The 23,080-nt window shown below is 65.2% G+C and carries 23 protein-coding genes; 20 read left to right on the forward strand and 3 right to left on the reverse strand.

Translation table 11 applies throughout. The features are described from left to right. The first annotated feature begins 3 nt into the window (after window positions 1–3). Window positions 4–456, forward strand: coding sequence for a heme-binding protein (locus L632_RS0119800; protein WP_028717428.1), 453 nt, complete (start codon window positions 4–6; stop codon window positions 454–456). Between the two features lie 6 nt (window positions 457–462). Here L632_RS0119800 and L632_RS0119805 read toward each other — a convergent pair whose 3' ends face one another. Further along, on the reverse strand, window positions 463–1,116 hold the full coding sequence (locus L632_RS0119805; protein WP_028717429.1) for a TetR family transcriptional regulator: 654 nt from the start codon (window positions 1,114–1,116) through the stop codon (window positions 463–465). A gap of 224 nt (window positions 1,117–1,340) precedes the next feature. On the opposite strand from L632_RS0119805, the gene L632_RS0119810 reads away from it, so the two are divergent. The 7 genes from L632_RS0119810 (at window position 1,341) to L632_RS0119840 (ending at window position 10,151) form a co-directional block, all read left to right on the forward strand. Then, a complete protein-coding gene (locus tag L632_RS0119810) occupies window positions 1,341–2,453 on the forward strand; it encodes a sugar ABC transporter substrate-binding protein (RefSeq protein ID WP_028717430.1) in 1,113 nt (370 codons plus the stop codon). 94 nt (window positions 2,454–2,547) lie between these two features. Further along, window positions 2,548–3,507, forward strand: a complete 960-nt coding sequence (locus L632_RS0119815) for an ABC transporter permease (RefSeq protein ID WP_036698957.1) — start codon at window positions 2,548–2,550, stop codon at window positions 3,505–3,507. Between the two features lie 7 nt (window positions 3,508–3,514). Further along, complete coding sequence (locus L632_RS0119820; protein WP_028717432.1) at window positions 3,515–5,020, forward strand: sugar ABC transporter ATP-binding protein; 1,506 nt, start codon at window positions 3,515–3,517, stop codon at window positions 5,018–5,020. Between the two features lie 13 nt (window positions 5,021–5,033). Beyond that, the gene (locus L632_RS0119825; protein ID WP_232221008.1) at window positions 5,034–5,969 is read left to right on the forward strand and encodes an ABC transporter permease; all 936 of its coding nucleotides are present in this window, start codon (window positions 5,034–5,036) and stop codon (window positions 5,967–5,969) included. A 3-nt stretch (window positions 5,970–5,972) separates the two neighbouring features. After that, on the forward strand, window positions 5,973–7,010 hold the full coding sequence (locus tag L632_RS0119830; protein WP_028717434.1) for a zinc-binding dehydrogenase: 1,038 nt from the start codon (window positions 5,973–5,975) through the stop codon (window positions 7,008–7,010). A gap of 30 nt (window positions 7,011–7,040) precedes the next feature. Further along, window positions 7,041–8,537, forward strand: a complete 1,497-nt coding sequence (locus tag L632_RS0119835) for an aldehyde dehydrogenase family protein (RefSeq protein WP_028717435.1) — start codon at window positions 7,041–7,043, stop codon at window positions 8,535–8,537. A 12-nt stretch (window positions 8,538–8,549) separates the two neighbouring features. Beyond that, window positions 8,550–10,151: a GMC family oxidoreductase gene (locus L632_RS0119840; RefSeq protein WP_028717436.1), complete on the forward strand. Its 1,602-nt coding sequence runs from the start codon at window positions 8,550–8,552 to the stop codon at window positions 10,149–10,151. Window positions 10,152–10,190: 39 nt separating this feature from the next. Here the strand turns inward: L632_RS0119840 and L632_RS0119845 are convergent, their stop codons facing one another. Then, on the reverse strand, window positions 10,191–11,009 hold the full coding sequence (locus L632_RS0119845) for an aldo/keto reductase (RefSeq protein WP_028717437.1): 819 nt from the start codon (window positions 11,007–11,009) through the stop codon (window positions 10,191–10,193). Between the two features lie 126 nt (window positions 11,010–11,135). On the opposite strand from L632_RS0119845, the gene L632_RS0119850 reads away from it, so the two are divergent. From L632_RS0119850 to L632_RS0119860, 3 genes are read left to right on the forward strand one after another with little or no spacing between them, the layout of a single operon-like run. Next, window positions 11,136–12,707: an acyl CoA:acetate/3-ketoacid CoA transferase gene (locus L632_RS0119850; protein WP_028717438.1), complete on the forward strand. Its 1,572-nt coding sequence runs from the start codon at window positions 11,136–11,138 to the stop codon at window positions 12,705–12,707. Continuing rightward, window positions 12,704–13,504 (forward strand): enoyl-CoA hydratase/isomerase family protein, encoded by an 801-nt coding sequence (locus L632_RS0119855; RefSeq protein ID WP_028717439.1) that lies wholly within the window; start codon window positions 12,704–12,706, stop codon window positions 13,502–13,504. The genes L632_RS0119850 and L632_RS0119855 overlap by 4 nt, the downstream gene beginning before the upstream one ends. Continuing rightward, window positions 13,501–14,760: a glycerate kinase gene (locus L632_RS0119860; RefSeq protein WP_028717440.1), complete on the forward strand. Its 1,260-nt coding sequence runs from the start codon at window positions 13,501–13,503 to the stop codon at window positions 14,758–14,760. The genes L632_RS0119855 and L632_RS0119860 overlap by 4 nt, the downstream gene beginning before the upstream one ends. A gap of 38 nt (window positions 14,761–14,798) precedes the next feature. Here L632_RS0119860 and L632_RS0119865 read toward each other — a convergent pair whose 3' ends face one another. After that, a complete protein-coding gene (locus tag L632_RS0119865; RefSeq protein WP_028717441.1) occupies window positions 14,799–15,815 on the reverse strand; it encodes an aldo/keto reductase in 1,017 nt (338 codons plus the stop codon). Window positions 15,816–15,973: 158 nt separating this feature from the next. On the opposite strand from L632_RS0119865, the gene L632_RS0119870 reads away from it, so the two are divergent. The 9 genes from L632_RS0119870 to L632_RS0119910 all read left to right on the forward strand — a co-directional run. Continuing rightward, window positions 15,974–17,116 carry an acyl-CoA dehydrogenase family protein gene (locus L632_RS0119870; protein WP_028717442.1) on the forward strand — a complete coding sequence of 381 codons (1,143 nt, stop codon included), beginning with the start codon at window positions 15,974–15,976 and terminating at the stop codon, window positions 17,114–17,116. Beyond that, window positions 17,113–17,880, forward strand: a complete 768-nt coding sequence (locus L632_RS0119875; RefSeq protein ID WP_028717443.1) for a 3-ketoacyl-ACP reductase — start codon at window positions 17,113–17,115, stop codon at window positions 17,878–17,880. The genes L632_RS0119870 and L632_RS0119875 overlap by 4 nt, the downstream gene beginning before the upstream one ends. Before the next feature lie 11 nt (window positions 17,881–17,891). Further along, entirely contained in the window at window positions 17,892–19,040 is a 1,149-nt protein-coding gene (locus tag L632_RS0119880; protein ID WP_028717444.1) for a dihydrodipicolinate synthase family protein, read from the forward strand. Window positions 19,041–19,042: 2 nt separating this feature from the next. After that, entirely contained in the window at window positions 19,043–19,900 is an 858-nt protein-coding gene (locus L632_RS0119885; protein WP_028717445.1) for a sugar phosphate isomerase/epimerase, read from the forward strand. A gap of 18 nt (window positions 19,901–19,918) precedes the next feature. Further along, on the forward strand, window positions 19,919–20,677 hold the full coding sequence (locus L632_RS0119890; protein WP_028717446.1) for an electron transfer flavoprotein subunit beta/FixA family protein: 759 nt from the start codon (window positions 19,919–19,921) through the stop codon (window positions 20,675–20,677). Next, entirely contained in the window at window positions 20,677–21,603 is a 927-nt protein-coding gene (locus L632_RS0119895) for an electron transfer flavoprotein subunit alpha/FixB family protein (protein ID WP_028717447.1), read from the forward strand. Before L632_RS0119890 ends, L632_RS0119895 begins: the two co-directional genes overlap by 1 nt. Next, entirely contained in the window at window positions 21,545–21,751 is a 207-nt protein-coding gene (locus L632_RS25100; RefSeq protein WP_256380450.1) for a hypothetical protein, read from the forward strand. The genes L632_RS0119895 and L632_RS25100 overlap by 59 nt, the downstream gene beginning before the upstream one ends. Before the next feature lie 324 nt (window positions 21,752–22,075). Continuing rightward, window positions 22,076–22,897, forward strand: a complete 822-nt coding sequence (locus L632_RS0119905; protein WP_028717448.1) for a type IV toxin-antitoxin system AbiEi family antitoxin — start codon at window positions 22,076–22,078, stop codon at window positions 22,895–22,897. After that, a partial coding sequence (locus L632_RS0119910) for a nucleotidyl transferase AbiEii/AbiGii toxin family protein (RefSeq protein WP_028717449.1) occupies window positions 22,887–23,080 on the forward strand: 194 nt, incomplete at its 3' end. The genes L632_RS0119905 and L632_RS0119910, both read left to right, overlap by 11 nt.

Genomic DNA, 23,080 nt, shown 5'->3' on the forward strand with positions numbered 1-23,080 from the left:
GGGATGGATCAGGCGAGCTACGCGAGCCTTGTCGAGATGAAGCCGGTGCTGAGATCGGCACCGGCTTTGCAACTCGTTCACTATGCGCTTGAGCATGCCGCATCTCGCGGCTGGTCGGTGGCGGTTGTCGTGGTTGACGCCGGCGGCGAGATCCTGGCATCGGCACGCATGGATGGTGTCGCGGCTCAAACGCTGGATTTCGCTGCCGACAAGGCGTTCACGGCAGCCACGATGCGACGTTCGACACCGGATTTCTTCGTTCGGATGAGCAGCACCGATGAACTGAGGGCCGGCCTGGCAAACCGTCCCCGATTGATCACCTGGGAAGGCGGCCTGCCCATCGTTTACAACGGGACCATCGTGGGCGGTGTCGGGGTTTCCGGGGCGCTGGGACACGAGGACGCGGAATGTGCCCAAGCAGCGCTTCACAGCCTGGGCCTAGGTAGCGGAACCTGAAGCAGGTCAGGCGCTGACCAGGCGCAGGATCGTGTCGATATTGAACTGGAGGCGCTCTTCGAGCGCCTCTTTCGCCATCAGGTCACGCTCAAAGATGATCGAGCCGGTGAAGCGGTTGGTCAGATAGTAATAGCCGATCGCAGCGATGGTGATGTTCAACTGCACCGGATCGATGCCGGAGCGGAAATCGCCACTTGCGACCCCGCGCTCCAGGATCGTGTCGACCATCGACACGAAGCGGCGGCTGTAGATCTTGACGATCTCCGACTTCTTCAGGTGCTTGGCCCGGTGCAGGTTCTCGCTGTTGACCAGCGTGATGAACTCGGGGTGCTTCAGGTAGTATTCCCAGGTGAAGCGCACCAGCCGCGCCAACGCCTCCTTGGGCGGCAGGTGGTCCAGCGCCAGTTTCTGCTCGGCATCGCGAATGTCGATATAGGCATTCTCGAGCACCGTCTGGAACAGCTCTTCCTTGCTGCCGAAGTAGTGATAGAGCATCCGCTTGTTGGCATCGGCCTTCTCTGCGATGACGTCCACGCGGGCGCCGCCGAAGCCATTGCGGGCAAACTCGTTCAGTGCCGCCTTGAGGATGCGCGCTTTGGTCGCGTCTGCATCGCGGATGCGGGGTTTGCTACGCGGCGGCGTCTTGGCTTCTGCGGTCACGCTGTGTCTCCGGTCGTTCCTGGCTCGTCCCATCTCCTGTGAAGGTTATAGCAGTCCATGGCCGACGCAAGACGTCGATGGCAATTTAATGCACTATCCGGTTAATGATTACGCTTGACTCCACGCCCCCAAAGAAAGTAACCAGTTAGTGCGTTAATTTGGCGGCGTTCGCCATCTGTGGATCTGAGGAGAGATCCGGGCGGCGCCTTATGGGGAGGCTGAAGATGTCCACCTTTATCAAGGACTATATCGACCGTGAGGTCATAACCCGTCGCAAGTTGCTGCTGGCGGGGGCTGCCGGCATGGCGACGCTCGCCGTTCCGGCCGTATTCGGACGCGGTCAGGCACGCGCCGCCCTGACTGATCCCGCAATTGCATGGAGCTATCGCGACCGTGCCTCGGCCTATTGGAATGCCGTCGTGTCAGGGGGCGAGGCTTTCGTCGAATCCATCGGCCGCAGCAAGTCGGACATGGTCAACCTGATCAGCGAGGGCTCGTCGGAAAAATCCTTGGCCGACATCAAGGCCTTCCTGGCCAAGACCGGCGGCAATTGCGCCATCGCCTGCGACCCTAATGACAGTCCCAACGCCCGGCCCATCGTCGAGGCGGTGCAGGCGGCGGGTGGCTATATCTCGACGATCTGGAACAAGACCGATGATCTGCATCCTTGGGATTTCGGCGACAATTACGTCAGCCACATGACCTGGTCGGACGAACAGCCCTCCGAGCAAACCGCGCGAATCCTGTTCGAGGCGATGGGGGGCAAGGGCGGCGTCGTGCATCTGGGCGGCATCGCGGCGAACAATCCGGCGGTCGAGCGGTTGGCCGGGTTGCAGAACGCGCTGAAGGACTTTCCCGATATCGAACTGCTGGACGCGCAGCCCGCCGATTGGGACACGACCAAGGCGGCGGAGCTGATGTCCTCTTTCCTGACCCGCTATGGCGACCGCATCACCGGCGTTCACTGCGCGGCCGACAACATCGCCTATGGCGTGATCGAGGCGCTGCGGGCCGAGGGCATCACCGACATGCCGATCGTCGCCTATGACGGCAATCCCGAGGCGGTGAAGCTGGTCATGGACGGACAGCTTCTGGCGACGGTCTTCACCAATCCCTTCTGGGGTGGCGGCATCTCGGCAGCCTTGGCCTATCATGCGGCCATCGGCACGTTCAAACCGTCCGAGGAACCGCATGAGCATCGTGAGTTCTACGGTCCGACCGTCCTGATCACCCAGAACGACGCGGCCGAGTTCAAGGCGCAGTATCTGGACGCCACGCCTGAATATGACTGGATCGACTTCTGGGGGCCGAGCAACGGCCAGATCCAGTATCGCTGATTTCTGAGAATCCGATGGGTTGACCGCGCGGCGGTCCTCCCCGCCGTCCTTCGGGGCGCGCGGTCCGGCAGTGTTGAGGAGAACTGCGTTGAAGATGAAGCTCACCCGCGAGAATGTCATCCGATGGGCTCCAGCCCTCGTGCTGCTGGGGCTGGTCGTGCTGTTCACGGCGATCAATCCGGTCTTCCTGTCGCAACGCAACCTGGCCCGGATCGCGCTGGCCTCGACGCCGCCGATGATGGTGGCGCTTGGCGTCACCTTCATCATCGTCATGGGCTCCATCGACCTGTCGATGGAGGGGGCGGTGTCGCTTTGCGCGGTGCTGTTCTGCCTGCTGTTCCTGAAGCTGGGCGGTTCCCTGGGCGCGGGCGCCTGGCTGGCCATTCCGGCGATCCTGGCCTGCGGCGCCTTCTTCGGCTGGCTGACCGGGATGGTCCATGTGCGGCTTCAGATCCCGTCGTTCATGGCCAGCCTGGCGATGGGCTTCGTTGGCACCGGGGCGGCGGTGTTGGTCACGGGCGGGGATATCGTCCGCATTGATGACGATGTGTTCCGCGCCCTGCTGACCTGGCGGATTCTCGGCTTTCCGCTGATGGTCCATATCGCCGTCCTGCTGGTCCTGCTGGCCTGGTTCATCCAGAACCACACGACGCTTGGCCGTAACTTCTACGCCGTCGGCGGCGGCGAGGAGCTTGCCCATGCCTCGGGCGTGAACGTGCGCCGGGTGCGGCTGGCGGGTTTCGCGCTGGCCGGGGTGTTCTACGCCATCGCCGCGATCTTCCAGGTGGCGCGGCTGGGGCAGGCGGAATCGGTGACAGGCGCGAACCTGATGTTCATCGCCATCACCTCGGTCGTCGTCGGCGGCGTCGCGCTGTGGGGTGGGATCGGCGGCGTGCTGAACGCGGTCGTCGGCGTGCTGATCGTCAATGTCATCGGCAATGGCATGGTCGTCATCGGCCTGCCCAACTACCTGCAGGACGGGTTGCTGGGCGTCCTTGTCATCGTCGCGGTCGTGCTGTCCACCGACCGGCGGCTTGTCAGTTTCGCGAAATGAGGCCGCCATGTATCAGCTAAGCTCGGTCGACAAGAAATTCCCCGGCGTCCATGCGCTGAAATCCATCGACTTCCACATCAAGCGCGGCGAGATCGTCGGGCTCGTCGGTGAGAACGGCGCAGGAAAGTCGACGCTGATGAAGGTGATCTACGGCGCCTATCAGCCCGACGGCGGCCAGATCCTGATCGACGGCAAGCCGGTGCATTTCGCCAATCCCCGGCAGGCGATGAAACGCGGCATCGGCATGGTCTTCCAGGAACAGTCGCTGATCCCCAACCTGACGGTGATGGAGAACATCTTCCTGGGCTACGAGGCGCAGTTCACCCGCCTGGGCGTGGTGAACTGGAAGGCGATGGCCGCGGCTGCGAAGAAACAGCTTGCCAAGGTCAAGCTGGAGATCGATCCCGCCACGGTGACTTCGGCCCTGTCCTTTGCGCAGCGCCAGCTGGTCGAACTGGCCAAGGTGCTGACGCTGGAGGAACGGGTCGAGGGCGACCTGGTCATCCTGCTGGACGAGCCGACCTCGGTGCTGTCCGAGGAGGAGGTGAAGCTGCTTTTCAAGCTGGTGCGCGAGCTGACCAGCCGCGCGTCCTTCATCTTCGTCAGCCACCGCATGGACGAGGTGATGGCGCTTTCGGACCGCATCTATGTGATGAAGGACGGGCAGGTGATGGATGTCGTCGCCAAGGCCGATGCCGATGCCAGCGCGATCCAGCACAAGATGGTCGGCCGCCACGTGGACCGCGAATATTACCGCGAACAGCGCCAGAAGCCCTATGACGCCTCGCGGAAGCTGTTCGAGATGCGCGACATCGTCCTGCCGGGGCGCCCGCACAAGCTGGACCTGGCGCTGCATCCGGGCGAGGTGCTGTGCCTGGTCGGGACCGAAGGCTCGGGTCGCGAGGCGATCCTGCGCACGATCTACGGGATGCTGGCGCCGGTCTCGGGCCGCTTCGAGATGAAGGGGCAAGAGCTTCGCGACTTCAATCCGCGCCGCTCGGTCGCGATGGGCGTGGGCTATGTGCCGCGCGAGCGCAAGGTCGAGGGCATCGTTTCGGGCATGAACGTCTATGAGAACATGACCCTTTCCCAGCTGGGACGCTATTCCAGGGCGGGGGTGATCGACGTGGCGCGCGAAAAGGCGCTGGCGCGGGACTGGATCAGGAAGCTGTCGATCAAGGCGCATTCCGAATTCGCCGATTGCGGCAACCTGTCGGGCGGCAACCAGCAGAAGGTGGTGCTGTCGAAATGGCGTTCGGGCGGGTCCGACATCATGCTGCTGGACCACCCGACGCGGGGGCTCGACATCGGCGCCAAGGAAGACGTCTACGACATGATCCGCGACATGAGCGACGACGGCGTCGGCATCGTGCTGGTGGCCGACACGCTGGAAGAGGCCATCGGCCTGTCGCACACCATTGTCGTGCTGAAGGATGGCGCGATCCGGCAGCGCTTCGACTGCCGGCCGGGCGCCAAGCCGTCGCTTTTCGACCTTCTCCATCACATGATCTGAGGCGCAGATGACCATGCAACGCATCAAACCGCATCTTCCCTGGATCACCCTGCTGGTGCTGACCGCCATGGTCGGCGTGGTGGATCCGAATTTCCTGCGCCCCGCGAACCTGCTGAGCCTTGCGGGCGATATCGTGCCGCTGTTCATCATGGCGCTGGGGCTGACCTTTGCCATCTATATCGGCGGGATCGACCTTTCGGTGCAGTCGATGGCCAACATGATCACGGTCATCGCCTCGATCTACCTCGCCTCGCTGGGGGCGTGGGTGGCGGTGCTGTGCATCGCGGCGGGCTTCGGGCTTGGCATGGTGTCGGGCTTCCTGACCACGCGGCTCTGCGTGCCCTCGTTCATCTCGACCCTGGCGGTGGGCGGGGTCTGCTTTTCGATCGCGCAATGGCTGTCGGGCAACCGCGCCCTGAACATGGATGCCGAACAGAGGAACGCCGTCTTCGGCTGGATGATCGGCCATACCGGCATCGTCCCGAACGAGCTGTTCCTGGCCGCCGCCCTGCTGGCGCTGTGCCTGTTCATCGAACGGCGCACCATCCTGGGCCGGGTGCTGAAGGCCGTGGGCGCGGGTGAGCCGGCGGCGAAGGCATCCGGCATCGATGTCGGGCGCTACAAGATGCTGGCCTTCGCGATTTCCGGGGCGCTGGCGGCGATTGCGGGGCTGTTGTTCTCGGTCAAGCTGTCGGGCGGCGCGCCGACCATCGCCAACGGCTTCCTGCTGCCCGCCATCGTCGCGGTGCTGGTCGGCGGCACCCCCCTGACCGGGGGCGTCGGCGGCGTGCTGAACACGCTGATCGGCACGCTGATCGTCGCCGTCATCCGGGCCTCTATGCTTTATCTGGGGGTCGAGGCGACGCAGCAGCAGATGCTGTTCGGACTGGTGCTGATCGGCGCCATCGCCCTGACCATCGACCGCTCGAAACTGCGCACGGTGAAGTAAGCCATGACCATGATGAAAGCAGCCGTCCTGACCGCCCCGCGCCGCTTCGAGCTGCGCGAGGTGCCGCGCCCCCGGATCGGCGCGGACGAGGTGCTGATCCGCGTGATCCGAACCGGGATCTGCGGCACCGACCTGCACATGTTCCACGGCCATTATGCGGCCGACGACCTGCCGATCATTCCGGGGCACGAATTTTGCGGCATCATCGAGGAGGCCGGCGCAAACCAGCGCCATCTGGCGCCGGGCCGGATGGTGGTCGCCGACATCAATATCGGCTGCGGGCATTGCTACTGGTGCCGCCGCAACGAGGTGCTGAACTGCCCCGAGATGGCGCAGCTTGGCATCACCCGCGACGGCGCCTTTGCCGAATGCGTCGCGCTGCCCGGTCGGCTGGTCATTCCCGCGCCCGATGACATCGCCCCCGAGATCCTCGCCCTGACCGAGCCGGTCGCCTGCGTGGTCCGCGCGGCGCGCAAGGCACAGGCCGGGATCGCGCAATCGGTCGTGGTGCTGGGTGCGGGGCCGGTCGGCAACCTGCATGTGCAGATGATGCGGCTTGTGGGGGCTGCGCCGATCATCGTGGCCGACCTGTCCGCGGAACGCTGCGCGATGGCTTTCGATGCCGGCGCCGATGCCGCGGTCAGCGATCCCGCGCGACTGAAGGCCACGGTGCTTGAGCTGACTGGCGGCCGGGGTGCGGATCTGGTGATCGAAAGCGTGGGCCATCCGGCGCTTTACGCCACCGCATTCGACCTGATCCGCAAGGGCGGCCATGTCGCCTTCTTCGGCCTGACCGGCGCTGACGCGGCGGTTCCGGTGCCGGTCCTGCGCACGATCCTGGAAGAAAACAGCCTGAAAGGTTCGGTCGCAGGCATGGGTCAGGACATGCATGACGCGCTGGCGCTGCTGGCGCATGGCCGGTTTCGCACCGATGCCTTCACCACGGCCTCTTATCCGCTTGAGCGCATCCAGGAGGCTTTCGAGACCCTGGCCGAGCGGCCCGCCGATCTGAAGACCCAGATCGTCATTTCGCAAGACTGACACCGCAGCATTCCCCAGGAGCCCGACACGATGGACCAGATCGCCCGCACCCTTTCCCTTCCGGAGTCGCCGCGCGAATTCGGCTTTTTCATCGACGGCGAATGGCGGCAGGGCCGCGAATTGGCCGAACAGCGCTCGCCCGCGCATGGCGTGCCGGTGACGCGGGTGGCGCGCTGCACCGCGGGCGACCTGGACGATGCCGTTGCCGCCGCGCGTCGCGCCTTCGAGGATCGCAGCTGGGCCGGCATCTCGGGCGGCGAGCGCGCGGGCGTGCTGCTGCGCGCGGCCGAAATCCTGCGCCGCCGCCGCGACGAGGTCGCCTATTGGGAGGTGCTGGAAAACGGCAAGCCGATCAGCCAGGCGCGGGCCGAGATCGAAGGCTGCATCGCCTGTTTCGAGACTGCCGCCGGCGCCGCCCGGCTGCTGCATGGCGACAGCTTCAACTCGCTGGGCGACGGGCTGTTCGGCATGGTCCTGCGCGAGCCCATCGGCGTGGTCGGGCTGATCACGCCCTGGAACTTTCCCTTCCTGATCCTGTGCGAGCGGGTGCCCTTCATCCTCGCCTCGGGCTGCACGATGGTGGTGAAGCCTTCCGAAGTGACCAGCGCCACCACGCTGATCCTTGCGGAGATCCTGGCCGAGGCCGGCTTGCCGAGGGGTGTCTACAACGTCGTCACCGGACCCGGTGGCACCGTGGGGCAGGCGATGGCCGAACATCCCGACATCGACATGCTGTCCTTTACCGGCTCGACCGGGGTGGGGCGGTCCTGCGTCCACGCCGCCGCCGACAGCAATTTCAAGAAGCTGGGGCTGGAACTGGGCGGCAAGAACCCGATCATCGTCTTTGCCGACAGCGACCTTGAGGATGCCGCCGACGCGGCGGCCTTCGGCATCAGCTTCAACACCGGGCAATGCTGCGTTTCTTCCAGCCGGCTGGTTGTCGAGGCGTCGGTGGCCGACGAGTTCGAGCGCCTGCTGGTCGAGAAGATGCGCCGCATCCGCATCGGCGACCCGCTGGATGATGCGACCCAGGTGGGCGCCATCACCACCGAGGCGCAGAACCGGACGATCCTGGGCTATATCGACAAGGGCCGGCAGGAAGGGGCGCGCCTTCTGGCCGGCGGCGAGGTGCTGGAAATCGGCGCGGGCCGCTTCATCGCGCCGGCGCTGTTCTCGGGCGTGCGCCGGGACATGGCCATCGCGCGGGACGAGATCTTCGGCCCGGTCCTGTCCTCGTTCCGCTTCGAGACCGTGGACGAGGCCATCGCCATCGCCAACGATACCGTCTACGGGTTGGCGGCCTCGCTGTGGACGAAGGATCTGGACAAGGCGCTGACCGTGACGCGGCGCGTTCGTGCGGGCCGGTTCTGGGTCAACACGATCATGGCGGGCGGGCCGGAAATGCCGCTGGGCGGCTTCCGGCAATCCGGCTGGGGCCGCGAGGCTGGCATCTATGGCGTCGAGGAATATACCCAGATCAAGTCGGTCCATGTCGAGATCGGCAAGCGCGCGCATTGGATCAAGTAAGGGGGCGGCGTAATGGCGCAGGGTTACGACTACGTCATCATCGGCGGCGGTTCGGCCGGCTGCGTGCTGGCCGCGCGGCTGTCCGAGGACAGCCAGGCGCGGGTCTGTCTGATCGAGGCCGGGGGCAAGGACAGCAACCCGCTGATCCACATGCCGGTGGGATTCGCCAAGATGACCACCGGGCCGCTGACCTGGGGGCTGGTGACCGCGCCGCAGCGCCATGCCAACAACCGCGAGATCCCCTATGCCCAGGCCCGCGTCCTGGGTGGCGGCTCCTCGATCAATGCCGAGATCTTCACCCGCGGCCACCCGTCCGATTACGACCGCTGGGTCGAGGAGGGCGCCGAGGGCTGGGGCGCGGAGGAGGTGCGGCGCTACTTCCGCCGCTCGGAAGGGAACACGATCCTGTCGGGCGAATGGCACGGCACCGAGGGCCCGCTGGGGGTGTCGAACCTGCCCAGCCCCAATCTCCTCAGCCGCGCCTTCGTGCAAAGCTGCCAGGAGGCCGGCATCCCCTATAATCCCGATTTCAACGGGCCGATGCAGGAAGGCGCGGGCATCTATCAGACGACGATCCGCAACAACCGGCGCTGTTCCGCGGCCGTGGGCTATCTGCGCCCGGTGCTGTCGCGGCCGAACCTGACGGTGCTGACCGGCGCGCTGGTGCTGCGGCTGGTCTTCGAGGGCAGCCGGGCGGTGGGTGTCGAATATGTCGCCGGCAAGGGTGGCGCGCCGGTGGTGGCGCGGGCCGAGCGTGAGGTGATCGTGACCTCGGGCGCCATCGGCTCGCCCAAGCTGTTGATGCTGTCGGGGGTCGGCCCCGCCGATCACCTGCGCAGCCACGGCATCGAGGTGGTGCAGGACTTGCCGGGCGTGGGCCGGAACCTTCAGGACCATTTCGGCATCGACATCGTGGCCGAGTTGGAGGGGCATGAAAGCCTCGACCGCTATGGCAGGCCGCATTGGATGGTCTGGGCCGGGCTGCAATACCTGCTATTCAATTCGGGGCCGGTGACCTCGAACGTCGTGGAGGGCGGGGCCTTCTGGTATGCCGACCGCGAGGCGCCCTGTCCCGATCTGCAATTCCATTTCCTGGCCGGCGCGGGGGCCGAGGCGGGCGTGCCTTCTGTGCCGAAAGGATCTTCGGGGATCACGCTGAACAGCTATACCTTGCGGCCGAAATCGCGGGGCACGGTGACGCTGCGGTCCTCCGATCCGCGCGACAATCCGGTGGTCGATCCGAACTTCCTGGCCGAGCCCGAGGATCTGCGCATCTCGACCGAGGGGGTGAAGATCAGCCGCGAAATCTTCAGCCGGCCTTCGCTGGGGAAATATATCCGCGAATTGCGCTTTCCCGATGCGAATGTGCGCACGCAGGCGGATTACGAGGCCTATGCGCGCCAATACGGCCGCACCTCATACCATCCGACCTGCACCTGCAAGATGGGTCGGGACGAGATGTCGGTGGTCGATCCGCAATTGCGCGTTCACGGGCTGGACGGGCTAAGGATCTGCGACAGTTCGGTCATGCCCTCGCTGATCGGCTCGAACACCAATGCGCCGACGATCATGATCGCTGAAAAGGCATCCGACATGATCCGGGGCAATCACTGAGGCTTTGCGGGGCGCGGCTGTCACCGCGCCCCCGGCGTATCAGTCCCATATGGGCGCGAAGGGCACCCGGTCGCGGTCCACGATGCGGCAATTCGTGCGATTCAAAGCGTCGATCCGGAACATCTCATCCGTCGAAAGCATGAAATCCATGGTCTCCAGATTGGCACGAATATTTTCCGGGTTGGTGGACATGGTGTTCATGCTGAGACCCTTTTGCAGGATCCAGCGCAAGACGACCTGAGCCGCGGATTTTCCATGCGTCTTGCCGATTTCCCCGAATAGCGGGTATTTGAAGACCTCGCCGCGCGCGAGAGAGCAGTATGACGAGAGTGGTATCTCGGTGTCTCTGGCCGCTTCCAACAGGCGCGACTGATCCAGCAGTGGGTGAAACTCGACCTGGTTGGTGACCAGCGGCACATCGACGAGGGCACGTGCCTGGCGCATCATCGTGGCGGTGTAGTTCGACACGCCGATATGGCTGGCCAATCCGGCCTCATATGCCTTTTGCAACAGCCTCAGCGATGGCGTGATGTCGCCTCCGGCCGGTGGCCAGTGCAGAAGCAGCACATCGATCCGGTCGATTCGCAGGGCACGCAGGCTGACCTCGACTGAGGGCAAAAAGCGCGATTCGCTGAAATTCTCGGGCCTGACCTTGGTGATGATGCAAAGACGGTCGCGCGCGATCCCGGTCGCGGCCAGGGCGGCGCCGGTGTCCGCTTCGTTCTCATAACCCTGCGCCGTGTCAAAGGTCCGGTATCCAGCTTGGACCGCCGTATGGATCGCGTCACGCAGAGCGCCACCCTTTAAGGGAAACGTGCCGAATCCCTGCAGGAATCCGGGTTGCAGCAGAATGTTCATCTTGGTCCTCCCTCACATGTTCTTGCATCGCGCAGATCTCGGTTTTCCTCTTGCCGGGACGGGCGGATCACAGATATATAGATAACCAGTTAGTTACTTAAGATGCAATTGCGAAGGAGGAGCGCAATGTCCAAGATCCGGACCGCCAGTCAGGCGGCAGAACTGGTTCGCGATGGCGCGGTGATCGCGGTGAATTCATCTTCGGGATTGCTGTGCCCCGATCATGTCCTGGCGGCCCTGGGCGAGCGCTTTGCGCAGGAAGGTGCCCCGCGCGGCCTGACAACCATCCATCCGATCGCCGCCGGGGACATGTTCGGCACCCCCGGCGTGGACCATATCGCCCATCCCGGCATGATCGCGCGGATCATCGGCGGTTCCTATCCCTCGGGGCCGTCCAATGCCGAGCCGCCGAAGATCTGGCAGCGCATCCTGGCCGAGGAGGTTGCGGCCTATAACGTGCCCTCGGGCATTGTCTTCGACATGCTGCGCGAGGGGGCGGCGCAGCGGCCCGGGGTGCTGACTAAGGTTGGCATGGAAACCTTTGCCGATCCCGCGCTGGAAGGCTGCGCGATGAACGCCAGCGCCCGCGCCGCGCCCATCGTGAAGCGCTTGGCCTTCGAGGGAGAGGACTGGCTGTATTTCCCCGCGCTGCGCCCTGATGTGGCGCTGATCCGCGCGACCACGGCGGACGAGAACGGCAACCTGACCTTCGAGGACGAGGGCGCGACCCTTGGCGCGATGGAAATGGCGCTGGCCGCGCACAACTGCGGCGGCATCGTCATTGCGCAGGTCCGGCGTGTCGCTGCGCAAGGCACGCTGAAGCCGCATGACGTGAAGGTGCCGGGCATCCTGGTCGATGTGATCGTCGAGGCGCCCGATCAGTTGCAGACCACCGCGACGCCGCACGACCCGGCTATCTCGGGCGAGGTCTTCCGGCCGCTGGCCAGTTTCCGCGCGGCGGATTTCAATCCCGGCAAGGTCATCGCCAGGCGCGTCGCACAAGAACTGCGATCGGGATGGGCGGTGAATATCGGCTTTGGCATCTCGGCCAATGTGCCGCGCATCTTGATCGAGGAGGGCCTGCATGGCGCGGTGACATGGGTCATCGAGCAAGGCGCGGTCGGCGGCGTGCCGCTGCTGGATTTCAAGTTCGGCTGCGCCAGCAATGCCGAGGCGTTCGTCGCTTCGCCGCATCAGTTCTGCTATTTCCAGGCGGGCGGTTTTGACTGTTCCTTGCTGTCTTTCCTGGAAATCGACGCCGAGGGCTCGGTCAATGTCAGCCGACTTGCCGCGACGCCGCATCGGACGGCGGGGGCGGGCGGTTTCGTCGACATTACCGCGAGGGCGAAGCGGATCGTCTTTTCCGGTAACTTCAACGCCGGGGCGAAGATGCGAATTGAAGATGGCCGACTGGTGATTGACCGCGAGGGCAAGGTTGCCAAGATCGTGCCAAAGGTTGATCAGGTAAGCTTCTCGGGCCGGCGCGCGGTAGCACAGGGGCAGGAGATCACCTATGTCACCGAGCGTTGCGTGTTGCGTCTGTTGCCCGAGGGGCTGACGGTGACCGAGATCGCGCCTGGCGTCGACTTGCGGCGGGATGTGCTGGATCAGGCCGCAACGCCCATGCGCGTGGCGGATGACCTTAGGGAAATGGATGCGGCGCTGTTTCGCGACACGCCGATGGGGCTGGCGCTGTGAGCGAAGATCAGCGCCTCGATCTGTGTATCGAGGCGGATATCGCACGGCTGACCATCCGCCGCCCGGATAAGCTGAATGCCCTGGACGCCGAAATGGTGAACGGATTGCTGCCGCTCTGCCGCCGGATCGAGCGATCCGACGCGCGGGTGGTGATCCTGACCGGCGAGGGTGGCCGCTCATTCTGCGCGGGCGGCGATATTGCCGCCTGGTCGCAATTGTCGCCCGACGATTTCGGCCGCCGCTGGCTGTGCGACGGCCATGCCGTCTTCGACGCGCTGGCCCGCCTGGTGCAGCCGGTGATCGTGGTGCTGAACGGGCATTGCCTTGGCGGTGGGCTGGAGCTGGCGGCCTGCGCCGACTACCGCCTGGCCGAGGCGCATGTGCGGCTCGGCTTGCCCGAAACCTCGCTTGGCATCATCCCCGGCTGGTCGGGAACGCAACGTGCGGTGCGTCGATTCGGTGCCAGTGCGGTGCGTCGGATGGCGCTGTTCGGCGAAGTTTTCGGCGCCGAGGAAGCGCAGCGCCTCGGGCTGGTCGATCAGGTCGTCCCGACAGGCGCTGGCATGGCTGCCGCCGAGGCGCTGGCTGCGCGGGTGATTGCCCGCGCCCCGCGCGCAACAGAAATCACCAAGATGCTGGTCAACGCCGCCGAGGGCGAGGAACGCGAGCGCGTGCTCGAGGTGCTGGCCGGCAGCGTCGCCGCCGCATCCGGCGATCTGCGGGAAGGGCTAGCGGCGTTTCGCGAAAAGCGCTCTGCAAGGTTCGGAGCGACGGGCCGAGGGGAGAAGATGGAATGAAAGCCGAGGATCGCGAGTTTCTTGCCGGGCTTTTCGACGCGGCGGTGGCTGCTGCCGATCCCAAAACCGCGCTGGCCGCGCATCTGCCGGATCGTCCCAGGGGTCGCACGGTCGTGGTCGGCGCCGGCAAGGGTGCGGCGCAACTGGCGGCGGCGTTCGAGCGCCTGTGGGACGCGCCGGTGGAGGGAGTGGTGGTCACGCGCTACGGCTATGGTTGCGATACCCGCAATATCCGCGTGATCGAGGCCGCGCATCCCGTTCCCGATCAGGCTGGGCTCGCCGCAACTGGGGCCTTGTTCGAGGCCGTGCGGGGGCTGAGCAAGGATGATCTGGTCGTGGCGCTGGTTTGCGGCGGGGGCTCGGCGCTGCTTCCTGCCCCGCCCGAGGGATTGACACTGAACGATGAGATCGAGCTGAATCGCATCCTGCTGGCCAGTGGTGCGCCGATCTCGGTGATGAATGTGATCCGCAAGCAGGTCTCACGTATCAAGGGCGGCAGGCTGGCGCTCGCGGCGCATCCGGCGCGGGTGGTGTCGCTGGTCGTCTCGGACGTGCCGGGAGACGACCCGGCGCAGGTGGCCTCGGGTCCGACGGTGCCGGACGCCGCCACCCGCCGGGACGCGCGGCGTCTGCTTGAAACATGGCGGATCGAGGTGCCACCGCGTCTGGCTGAATGGTTCGCGGGTGAGGACGGCCTGCCGCCGGATCCCGCCGATCCTTGTTTTGCCGGACATGAGGTTCGCGTGGTGGCTTCGGCGCGCCTGTCGCTGGAAGCCGCCGCCGCGCGGGCCGGGGCGGCGGGCGTTCCGGCGGTGATCCTGTCGGACGCGATCGAGGGCGAGGCACGCGACGTGGCACGCGTCCATGCCGCCATCGCCCGCGAGGTCGCGACCCAAGGCCGGCCTTTCACGCGCCCGGTGGCGATCCTGTCGGGCGGCGAGACGACCGTAACGCTGCGCGGGAATGGCAAGGGCGGGCGCAACAGCGAATTCCTACTGGCTTTCGGTTTGGGTATCGAAGGGTTGCCCATCGCCGCGCTGGCCGCCGATACCGACGGCATCGACGGATCCGAGGACAACGCCGGTGCCTTCGCCGATGGGGACAGCGCGGCGCGGCTGCGGGCCTTGGGGCGCGATCCGGCAGCGATGCTGGCCGGGAACGATGCCTGGTCCGCTTTCGCCGCCTTGGGCGACCTGTTCGCCCCTGGCCCGACCGGCACCAATGTCAACGACTTCCGGGCCATCCTGGTCCGATAGGTCCGGGGCGCCGACGACCGCGCCGCCGCCCCGTGATCTCAGGCAGGAACCGGCGCGTCCTCGCGCAGCAGGCCCTTGTCTTTCAGCGCTGCCCAGAACGCGGCCGGAATGGGGTGCTGGAACCATTCCAGATTCTGCTCAAGCTGCTGGACGGTCCGCGTGCCGGCGCAGAAGGCCGGGACGGCCGGATGTGCCACGACGAATTGCAATGCCGCCGCCGCCAGGGGGACGCCGTATTCGGCGCAGACCGCCTCGATCTTTGCCACACGGTCCATGATCTCGGCCGGGGCAGGGGCGTAGTTGTATTTTGCGCTCGGCTTCGCACCCGTGGCGAGGATCCCCGAGTTGAAGCCGCCGCCCACGACCACCGCCGCACCGCGCTCCTCGCAAAGCGGCAGGAACGCGTCCAGCGCGTCCTGTTCCAGCAGCGTATAGCGACCGGCCAGCAGGAAGCAGTCGAAATCGCGTTGCTTCAACGCCTCATGGCAGACCTGCCATTCATTCACGCCGACGCCGATAGCCTTCACGACCTTCTCGTCGCGCAATCGGTCCAGCGCCTTGTAGCAGCCGTCCATGGCCTGGCGGAATACCTCGTGTTGCTCGGTGCCGCGCGTATAGACGTCGATGTCGTGGATGAACAGGATGTCGATGTGCTCCAGCGCCAGCCGTTGCAGGCTGTCTTCGAAGGCGCGCATCGTGCCATCGTAACTATAGTCGAACTCTATTGCGAATGGGGCGGCATTGACCCAGGGTGCGAAGTCGATGCTGTCGCGTCGCGCCGGGCGCAGCAGGCGGCCCACTTTCGAGGACAACACGAAATCGTCGCGCTTGCGCCAGCGCAGCGCCTCGGAGGTGCGCAGTTCGGACAGGCCATGGCCATACATCGGCGCGGTGTCGAAATAGCGCACGCCGGCATCCCAGGCGTGATCGAACATGGCGCGTGAGGTCTGGTCGTCGATCTCGCGGAAAATATTGCCGACCGGTGCGGTGCCGAAGGCAAAGCCGGTCACCTCCAGATCCGTGCGGCCGAACTTTCGTTTGTCGGATGGTTTCATCGGCTTCCTCCCATAAGTAACCAATTAGTTATAATTGGCATGAGTCCACGCCACGGATCAAGCGGATTTCCAAACCGCCGACGGTTTTGGCGCTTGACGCAAGGAAGGCGCCTAAAATAAAGTAACTGGATAGTTACATACCGGGAGGGGATTCGAGGATGTATCTGAACGATACCCAGCTGCAGGTGCGCGACATGGCCCGCGCCTTCGCCGACGAGGTCATCCGGCCTGCAGCCGAGGCGCTGGACCGCGACGAGCGTTTCCCGGCCGAGATCTATGACGAGATGGCCAAGCTGGGCCTGTTCGGCATCGGTGTGCCGGAAAGCATGGGCGGGCCGGGCTTCGACACGCTGACCTATGCCGTGGTGATGGAGGAACTGTCGCGCGGCTATGCCAGCGTGGCCGATCAATGCGGTCTGCTGGAGTTGATCTCGACGCTTCTGGTGCGCCACGGCACGGAAGTGCAGCGCAAGCTGCTGCCCGAGATCCTGGCGATGCGCCAGAAGGTCGCCTATTGCATCACCGAGCCCGAAGCCGGGACCGATGTTTCCGGCATCCGCACCACGGCGGTGCGCGACGGCGATGGCTGGGTGCTGAACGGCGGCAAGATCTGGATCCACAACGCACCCGTCGCCGACCTGGGCTTCGTCCTGGCCCGCACCGACAAGGAGGCCGGCAATCGCGGCATGTCGATCTTCATCGTCGACCTGCACGCGGCGGGGGTCGAGCGCGGCCCCAAGGAACACAAGATGGGTCAACGCGCCAGCCAGGTGGGAGCCCTGACCTTCACCGATGTGCGGCTTGGCGCGGATGCCCTGCTGGGCGATCCGGGGCGCGGCTTCCACATGATGATGAGCGTGCTGGACAAGGGCCGCGTCGGCATTGCCGCACTGGCGGTCGGCATCGGGCAGGCGGGGCTCGAGGCCGCGCTGGACTATGCCGGGACGCGCAAGCAGTTCGGCAAGCAGATCGCCGAGTTCCAAGGCGTGCAATGGCTGCTGGCCGATATGGCCAAGGATATCGAGGCCGCGCGGCTTCTGGTTCATTCGGCCGCGTCCAAGATCGACAACGGGCAGGACGCGACCAAGGCCTGCTCGATGGCGAAATGCTTTGCCGGCGACATGGCGGTGGCGCGCACGGCGGATGCGGTGCAGGTCTTCGGCGGCTCGGGCTATATCCGGGGCTTCGAGGTCGAGCGGCTGTATCGCGACGCCAAGATCACCCAGATCTACGAGGGCACGAACCAGATCCAGCGCATGATCATCGCCCGCGAATTGCTGAAGAAGGGCGCCCAGTCATGACACAGGTCGCTCTTGTCACCGGATCCTCGCGCGGGATCGGGCTTGCCGCCGCCGAGGCACTGGCCCGCGAAGGTTTTGCCATCGCCGTGAACGGTCCCATCGATGATGCCGAATTGCAGGCGGCCGTCGCACGCATCGCCGCGCTTGGCGTGCCGGTCGTGGCGGCGCCCTTCGACGTGACCGACATCGCCGGCCATGACGCCGCTCTGCAACGGATCGAGGATGCGCTTGGCCCCCTGACCACGCTGGTCAACAATGCGGGCGTGGGCGTGCTGCAACGCGGCGACCTGCTTGAGGTTAGCGAGGCAAGCTGGGACCGCTGCCTGACCGTCAACAGCAAGGCGATGTTCTTCCTGTCGCAAGCCTTCGCCCGCCGCCTGCTGGCGCGGGAACGCCCGGAAAACCTGTTCCACGCCATCGTCAACGTCACCTCGTCGAACGCGATCGCGGTGGCGGTGCAGCGGTCGGAATATTGCGCCTCCAAGGCGGCCGCCGCTATGGTCTCCAAGGCTTTGGCCGTGCGGCTCGGGCCGGAAAACATCGCGGTCTATGACGTGCAGCCCGGCCTGATCGCGACCGAGATGACCGCCCCCGTGATCGACGCCTATCGCCAGCGCGCGGAAGAAGGGTTGACCCTGTTTCCCCGCATCGGCCAGCCCGCCGACATGGGCGCCATCATCGCATCGCTGGCCTCGGGCCGGCTTCCCTATACCACCGGACAGGCGATCTCGGCCGATGCCGGGATGCTGGTTCCGCGTTTCTGAAAGCTGCCATCATGAAAATCGCACTTCCCGACACGCAAGGCCGCATGGCCGACTACACGCTGACCGGCGCCCCCATCGCGCAGGCCATCCTGCCTTTGAGCCCGGCCCGCATCGTCTATTCCGCCGCCCATGTGGTCGCCGACCCCTTCACCGCCAATGACCCTTCCGGGCGCGCGGCGGTGGATTGGGACAAGACGATGGCGTTCCGCCGCTACCTGGCCGGCCTCGGCCTTGGCATTGCCGAGGCGATGGATACGGCGCAGCGCGGCATGGGCCTCGACTGGCCCGGCGCGCTGGAACTGATCCGCCGGACCAAGGCGGAACTGCCCGAGGCTTTGGTCGGCAATGGCTGCGGCACCGATCACCTGGACCCGTCGGACGCGAAGACGCTGGACGACGTCATCCGCGCCTATCTGGAGCAGGTCGAGGCGATCCAGGCCGTCGGCGGCCGCATCGTGCTAATGGCCAGCCGCGCTCTGGCCCGCGTCGCGACCTGCCCCGAAGATTACCTGCATGTCTATGACAAGGTGCTGTCGGCCTGCGACCAGCCGGTGATCCTGCACTGGCTGGGCGAGATGTTCGATCCTGCCCTGGCCGGCTATTGGGGCGGTTCGGATTTCGACGCCACGCTGGAGACCGTTCTGGCGGTGATCGAGCAGAACCTTGCCAGGGTGGACGGCATCAAGATGTCGCTCTTGGACAAGGACAAGGAGATCGCCTTGCGCCGCCGCCTGCCGGCGGGCGTGAAGATGTATACCGGCGACGATTTCAACTATCCCGAACTGATCGAGGGCGATGAGCAGGGGTTCAGCCACGCGTTGCTGGGGATCTTCGATCCGCTGGCCCCCGCTGCCGCCTTCGCGGTGAACCGGCTGGCTGAAGGCGACAAGGCTGGTTTCCGTGCCACCCTGGACCCGACCGTGCCGCTGGCCCGCACGATCTTCCGCGCACCGACGCAGTATTACAAGACCGGTGTGGTCTTCCTGGCCTGGCTGAACGGTTTCCAGGACCATTTCATCATGCTGAGCGGCCATCAGGCGATGCGGCCCTTGCCCTATTTCACCGAGGTCTTCCGGCAGTCGGATGCCTGCGGTCTTCTGCGTGATCCCGAACTGGCGGTGCGGCGGATGAAATCGCTGCTGGCCGTCTATGGCGCCTGACGATGCGCGACTTCAGTCATGACATTTCCGCGCTCGCGCTGAATACCGCCACGCTTGGCCACAATGTCGAGGGGGCAGGGGCCGGCTGGTCGCCCGAGCTTACCATCGACGCCTGCGCCGAGCGCGGCTATGGCGGCATCGTCTTCTGGCGGCGCGAGATTGGGTCCCGCGCTGCACGGATTGCCGCCCATGCCCGTGCGGCCGGGCTGACGGTGGCGGGGCTCTGCCGGACCCCCTTCCTCGTTGGACCCCTGGCGCCGCAGAGCCGACAGGCGGTGATGGACGATTTCCATGCTTCGATCGACATGGCGGCGGAGCTGGGCGCACCGGTTCTGACCATCGTCACCGGCGGGGTCGAACCGGGCACCCACGGCGTCGTCGAAAGCCTGCGCCTTATCACCGACCGTGTGGCCGAGGCAGCGCCCTATGCCGCCGCGCGCGGCGTCAAGCTGGCACTGGAGCCGTTGAACCCGGTCTATGGCGGCAATCGCTCTTGCCTGACCACCCTGCGCGACGCGTTGGACATCTGCGACACCATCGGCGCGCCGAATCTTGGCGTGGCGGTCGATGTCTATCATGTCTGGTGGGACACCGACCTGCCCAGGCAACTGGCCCGCGCGGGCGACCGCATCTTCGGCTATCATCTTTGCGATTGGCTGGCCGAGACAACCGATGTGCTCTTGGATCGCGGCATGATGGGCGATGGCGTGGCCGATCTGAAGACCATCCGTTCTGCGGTCGAAGCGGCCGGCTACAACGGCCTTTGCGAGGTCGAGATCTTCTCGGCAGGCAACTGGTGGAAACGCGATCCAGCCGAAGTGCTCGATACCATCGTCACGCGCTTCCGATCCGTCTGTTGATAATTTCAGGAGGAAATCATGAAGATCCTTGTCCCCGTAAAGCGGGTGATTGATTACAACGTAAAACCGCGCGTTCGCGCTGACGGCTCCGGTGTCGATCTTGCGAATGTGAAGATGTCGATGAACCCGTTCGACGAGATCGCGGTCGAGGAGGCGATCCGTCTGAAGGAGAAGGGCCAGGCCGAGGAGGTGATCGCGGTCTCGATCGGCGTCAAGCAGGCGGCCGAGACGCTGCGCACGGCGCTCGCGATGGGCGCCGACCGGGCGATCCTGGTGGTGGCCGCGGACGACGTGCATCAGGACATCGAGCCCTTGGCGGTGGCGAAGATCCTCGCCGCGGTGGCCAAGGGCGAGGGCACCGAGCTGATCATCGCCGGCAAGCAGGCGATCGACAACGACATGAACGCCACCGGCCAGATGCTGGCGGCGCTGCTCGGCTGGGCGCAGGCCACCTTCGCCTCGAAACTCGAGATCGAGGGCGGCAAGGCCAAGGTCACCCGCGAGGTCGACGGCGGCCTCCAGACCATCGCGGTGGCGCTGCCGGCGGTGGTCACCGCCGACCTGCGGCTGAACGAACCGCGCTACGCGAGCCTGCCGAACATCATGAAGGCCAAGAAGAAGCCGCTCGATGAAAAGACCCCGGGCGATTACGGCGTCGACGTCGCGCCGCGTCTCGAGGTGGTCTCGGTGCGCGAGCCCGAGGGCCGCAAGGCCGGCATCAAGGTCGGCTCGGTCGACGAGCTGGTGGGCAAGCTGAAAGAAGCGGGGGTGATCTGATGGCCGTTCTTCTGTTGGGTGAAGTCACCGATGGCGCGCTGAACCGCGACGCGACCGCCAAGGCGGTGCAGGCGGTCAAGGCTCTGGGCGATGTGACCGTGCTGGTGGCGGGCGCGCAGGCGCAAGCCGCCGCGGCCGAGGCCGCGACGATCGCCGGCGTCGCGAAGGTGCTGGTGGCGGAGAATGCGCTCTACGGCCACCGCCTGGCCGAGCCGACCGCGGCGCTGATCGTGTCGCTGGCCGGCGATTACGACCACATCGCCGCCCCGGCGACCACCGATGCCAAGAACGTCATGCCCCGCGTCGCGGCGCTCTTGGACGTGATGGTGCTGTCGGACGTCTCGGCCGTGATCGATGCCGAGACCTTCGAGCGGCCGATCTATGCCGGCAACGCCATCCAGACCGTAAAGTCGAAGGACGCGAAGAAGGTCTTCACCATCCGCACCGCCAGCTTCGACGCGGCGGGGATCGGCGGCAACGCCCCGGTCACCGAGACCGCCGCCGCCGCCGATCCCGGCCTGTCCTCCTGGGTGGCCGACGAGGTGGCGCAGAGCGACCGCCCCGAGCTGACCTCGGCCAAGCGGGTGGTCTCGGGCGGCCGCGGCCTCGGCTCGAAGGAGAGCTTCGCGATCATCGAAGAGCTGGCCGACAAGCTCGGCGCCGCGGTGGGCGCGTCGCGGGCGGCGGTCGACTCGGGCTATGCCCCGAACGACTGGCAGGTCGGCCAGACCGGCAAGGTGGTCGCCCCCGAGCTTTACGTCGCGGTGGGCATCTCCGGCGCCATCCAGCACCTTGCGGGGATGAAGGACAGCAAGGTGATCGTGGCGATCAACAAGGACGAGGAGGCACCGATCTTCCAGATCGCCGATTACGGCTTGGTCGGCGACCTGTTCAGCGTCGTCTCGGAACTCACAGGGAAGCTGTAGGGGCAGGAGTCATGAAGGTTATCCGATCCCGGTTGACGGGCCGGTGGGCAAGATGCTGGGCCATCTGGGGCGTCATCCCTATCGCCCGGTGCATATGCACTTCAAGGTGACGGCAGACGGCATGGCCGGCAGAGCCGATCAGAGGTGACCTCAAGCATCTTGCTGCAACACCGCCTGAATGGCGGTTTTGGGCCGATCGTCATCTCACCGCAGCACATAGCGTGTCCTGGACTTCGGGCATGCGGTCAGCGGAGTGGCAAGATTATCTGTGGCATATGTCGATCTGATCGAGGTGGCGGGAAGACGTGTCGATCTTTTCGGCTCGCATCGACATGTTCTGGTTTGGAGGGGGTGTCCTACGCACCGAGCGTCCCTTGAGAAATCCTTGATTGGAGTGCTTGGAGCACCGTAGTTGGACTTTTTTTAAAGAGACTCATGGTGTCTGCTTTGAAAATATGCCATCATAAGCGTCATGGCGACCGAAAGATCTCAAAACCTGAAGAAGGTTCTTGATGCAGTACCCACAGGGTATCTGATCGATGCCGCGTGGCTCACCGCGCATGGTGTCGCCTACGAGACCTTTCGCGACTATGTCAAGCGCGGCTGGCTCGAGCGAGTTACCCGAGGCCTTTTCCGTCGCCCGTTTCCGGGCACTTCTGCTTCGGATACGATCGACTGGAAGATCTGCCTGCTCTCAGTCCAGCACATCATGCGCTACGATGTCCATGTCGGTGGCATGACGGCGCTCGCCCAGCAGGGTCACGGTCATTACCTGCGCCTGGGCGGCAACGCCCCGGTATGGGTCTATGGCGAAGCGATACCGAACTGGCTTTCGAAGCTGCCGCTGAACGCGCCGATCGAGACGCGCAGCAGGTCTCTTTTTGGCGATCCGAAGCTGGGCCTTCCCGATGATACCACGGATGCCGGGCAAACCCTTCCTTGGGACTGGCAGCTCAGGATGTCGTCTCCCGAACGGGCAATCCTCGAAGCTATCGATGAGCTGCCCGACCATGAAAGCTTTCACAACCTCGACATGGTATTCGAGAGCCTGACGACGCTGCGCCCGAAGATGCTGTCGGCGCTGCTGTACAGTTGCAGGAAGATCAAGGTGAGGCGGCTGTTCTTCGTCTTCGCTGATCGCCACGGCCACCCATGGCGCAAGCGCCTTGATCCCGAGGAATTCAACCTTGGCAGCGGCGACCGCGCCTTGGTAAAGGGCGGCAGGATACACCCACGGTACCGTATCGTGGTGCCGGAGGAATTCGTAGCGACTGAGGCTGGCGATGGCACGTGAGGATTATGAAATCCAAGTCGCGCTGCTCGTGCGCCTGCTCCCGCATGTCGCGAAGGAAAAGGCATTCGCGCTCAAGGGCGGCACGGCGATCAATCTGTTCTACCGCGATCTGCTCCGCCTGTCGGTCGATATCGATCTGACCTACCTGCCGATCAAGGATCGCCGTGAAAGCCTCGCTGAGAT

Source organism: Paracoccus sp. J39, assembly GCF_000518925.1.
Classification (GTDB): Bacteria; Pseudomonadota; Alphaproteobacteria; order Rhodobacterales; family Rhodobacteraceae; genus Paracoccus.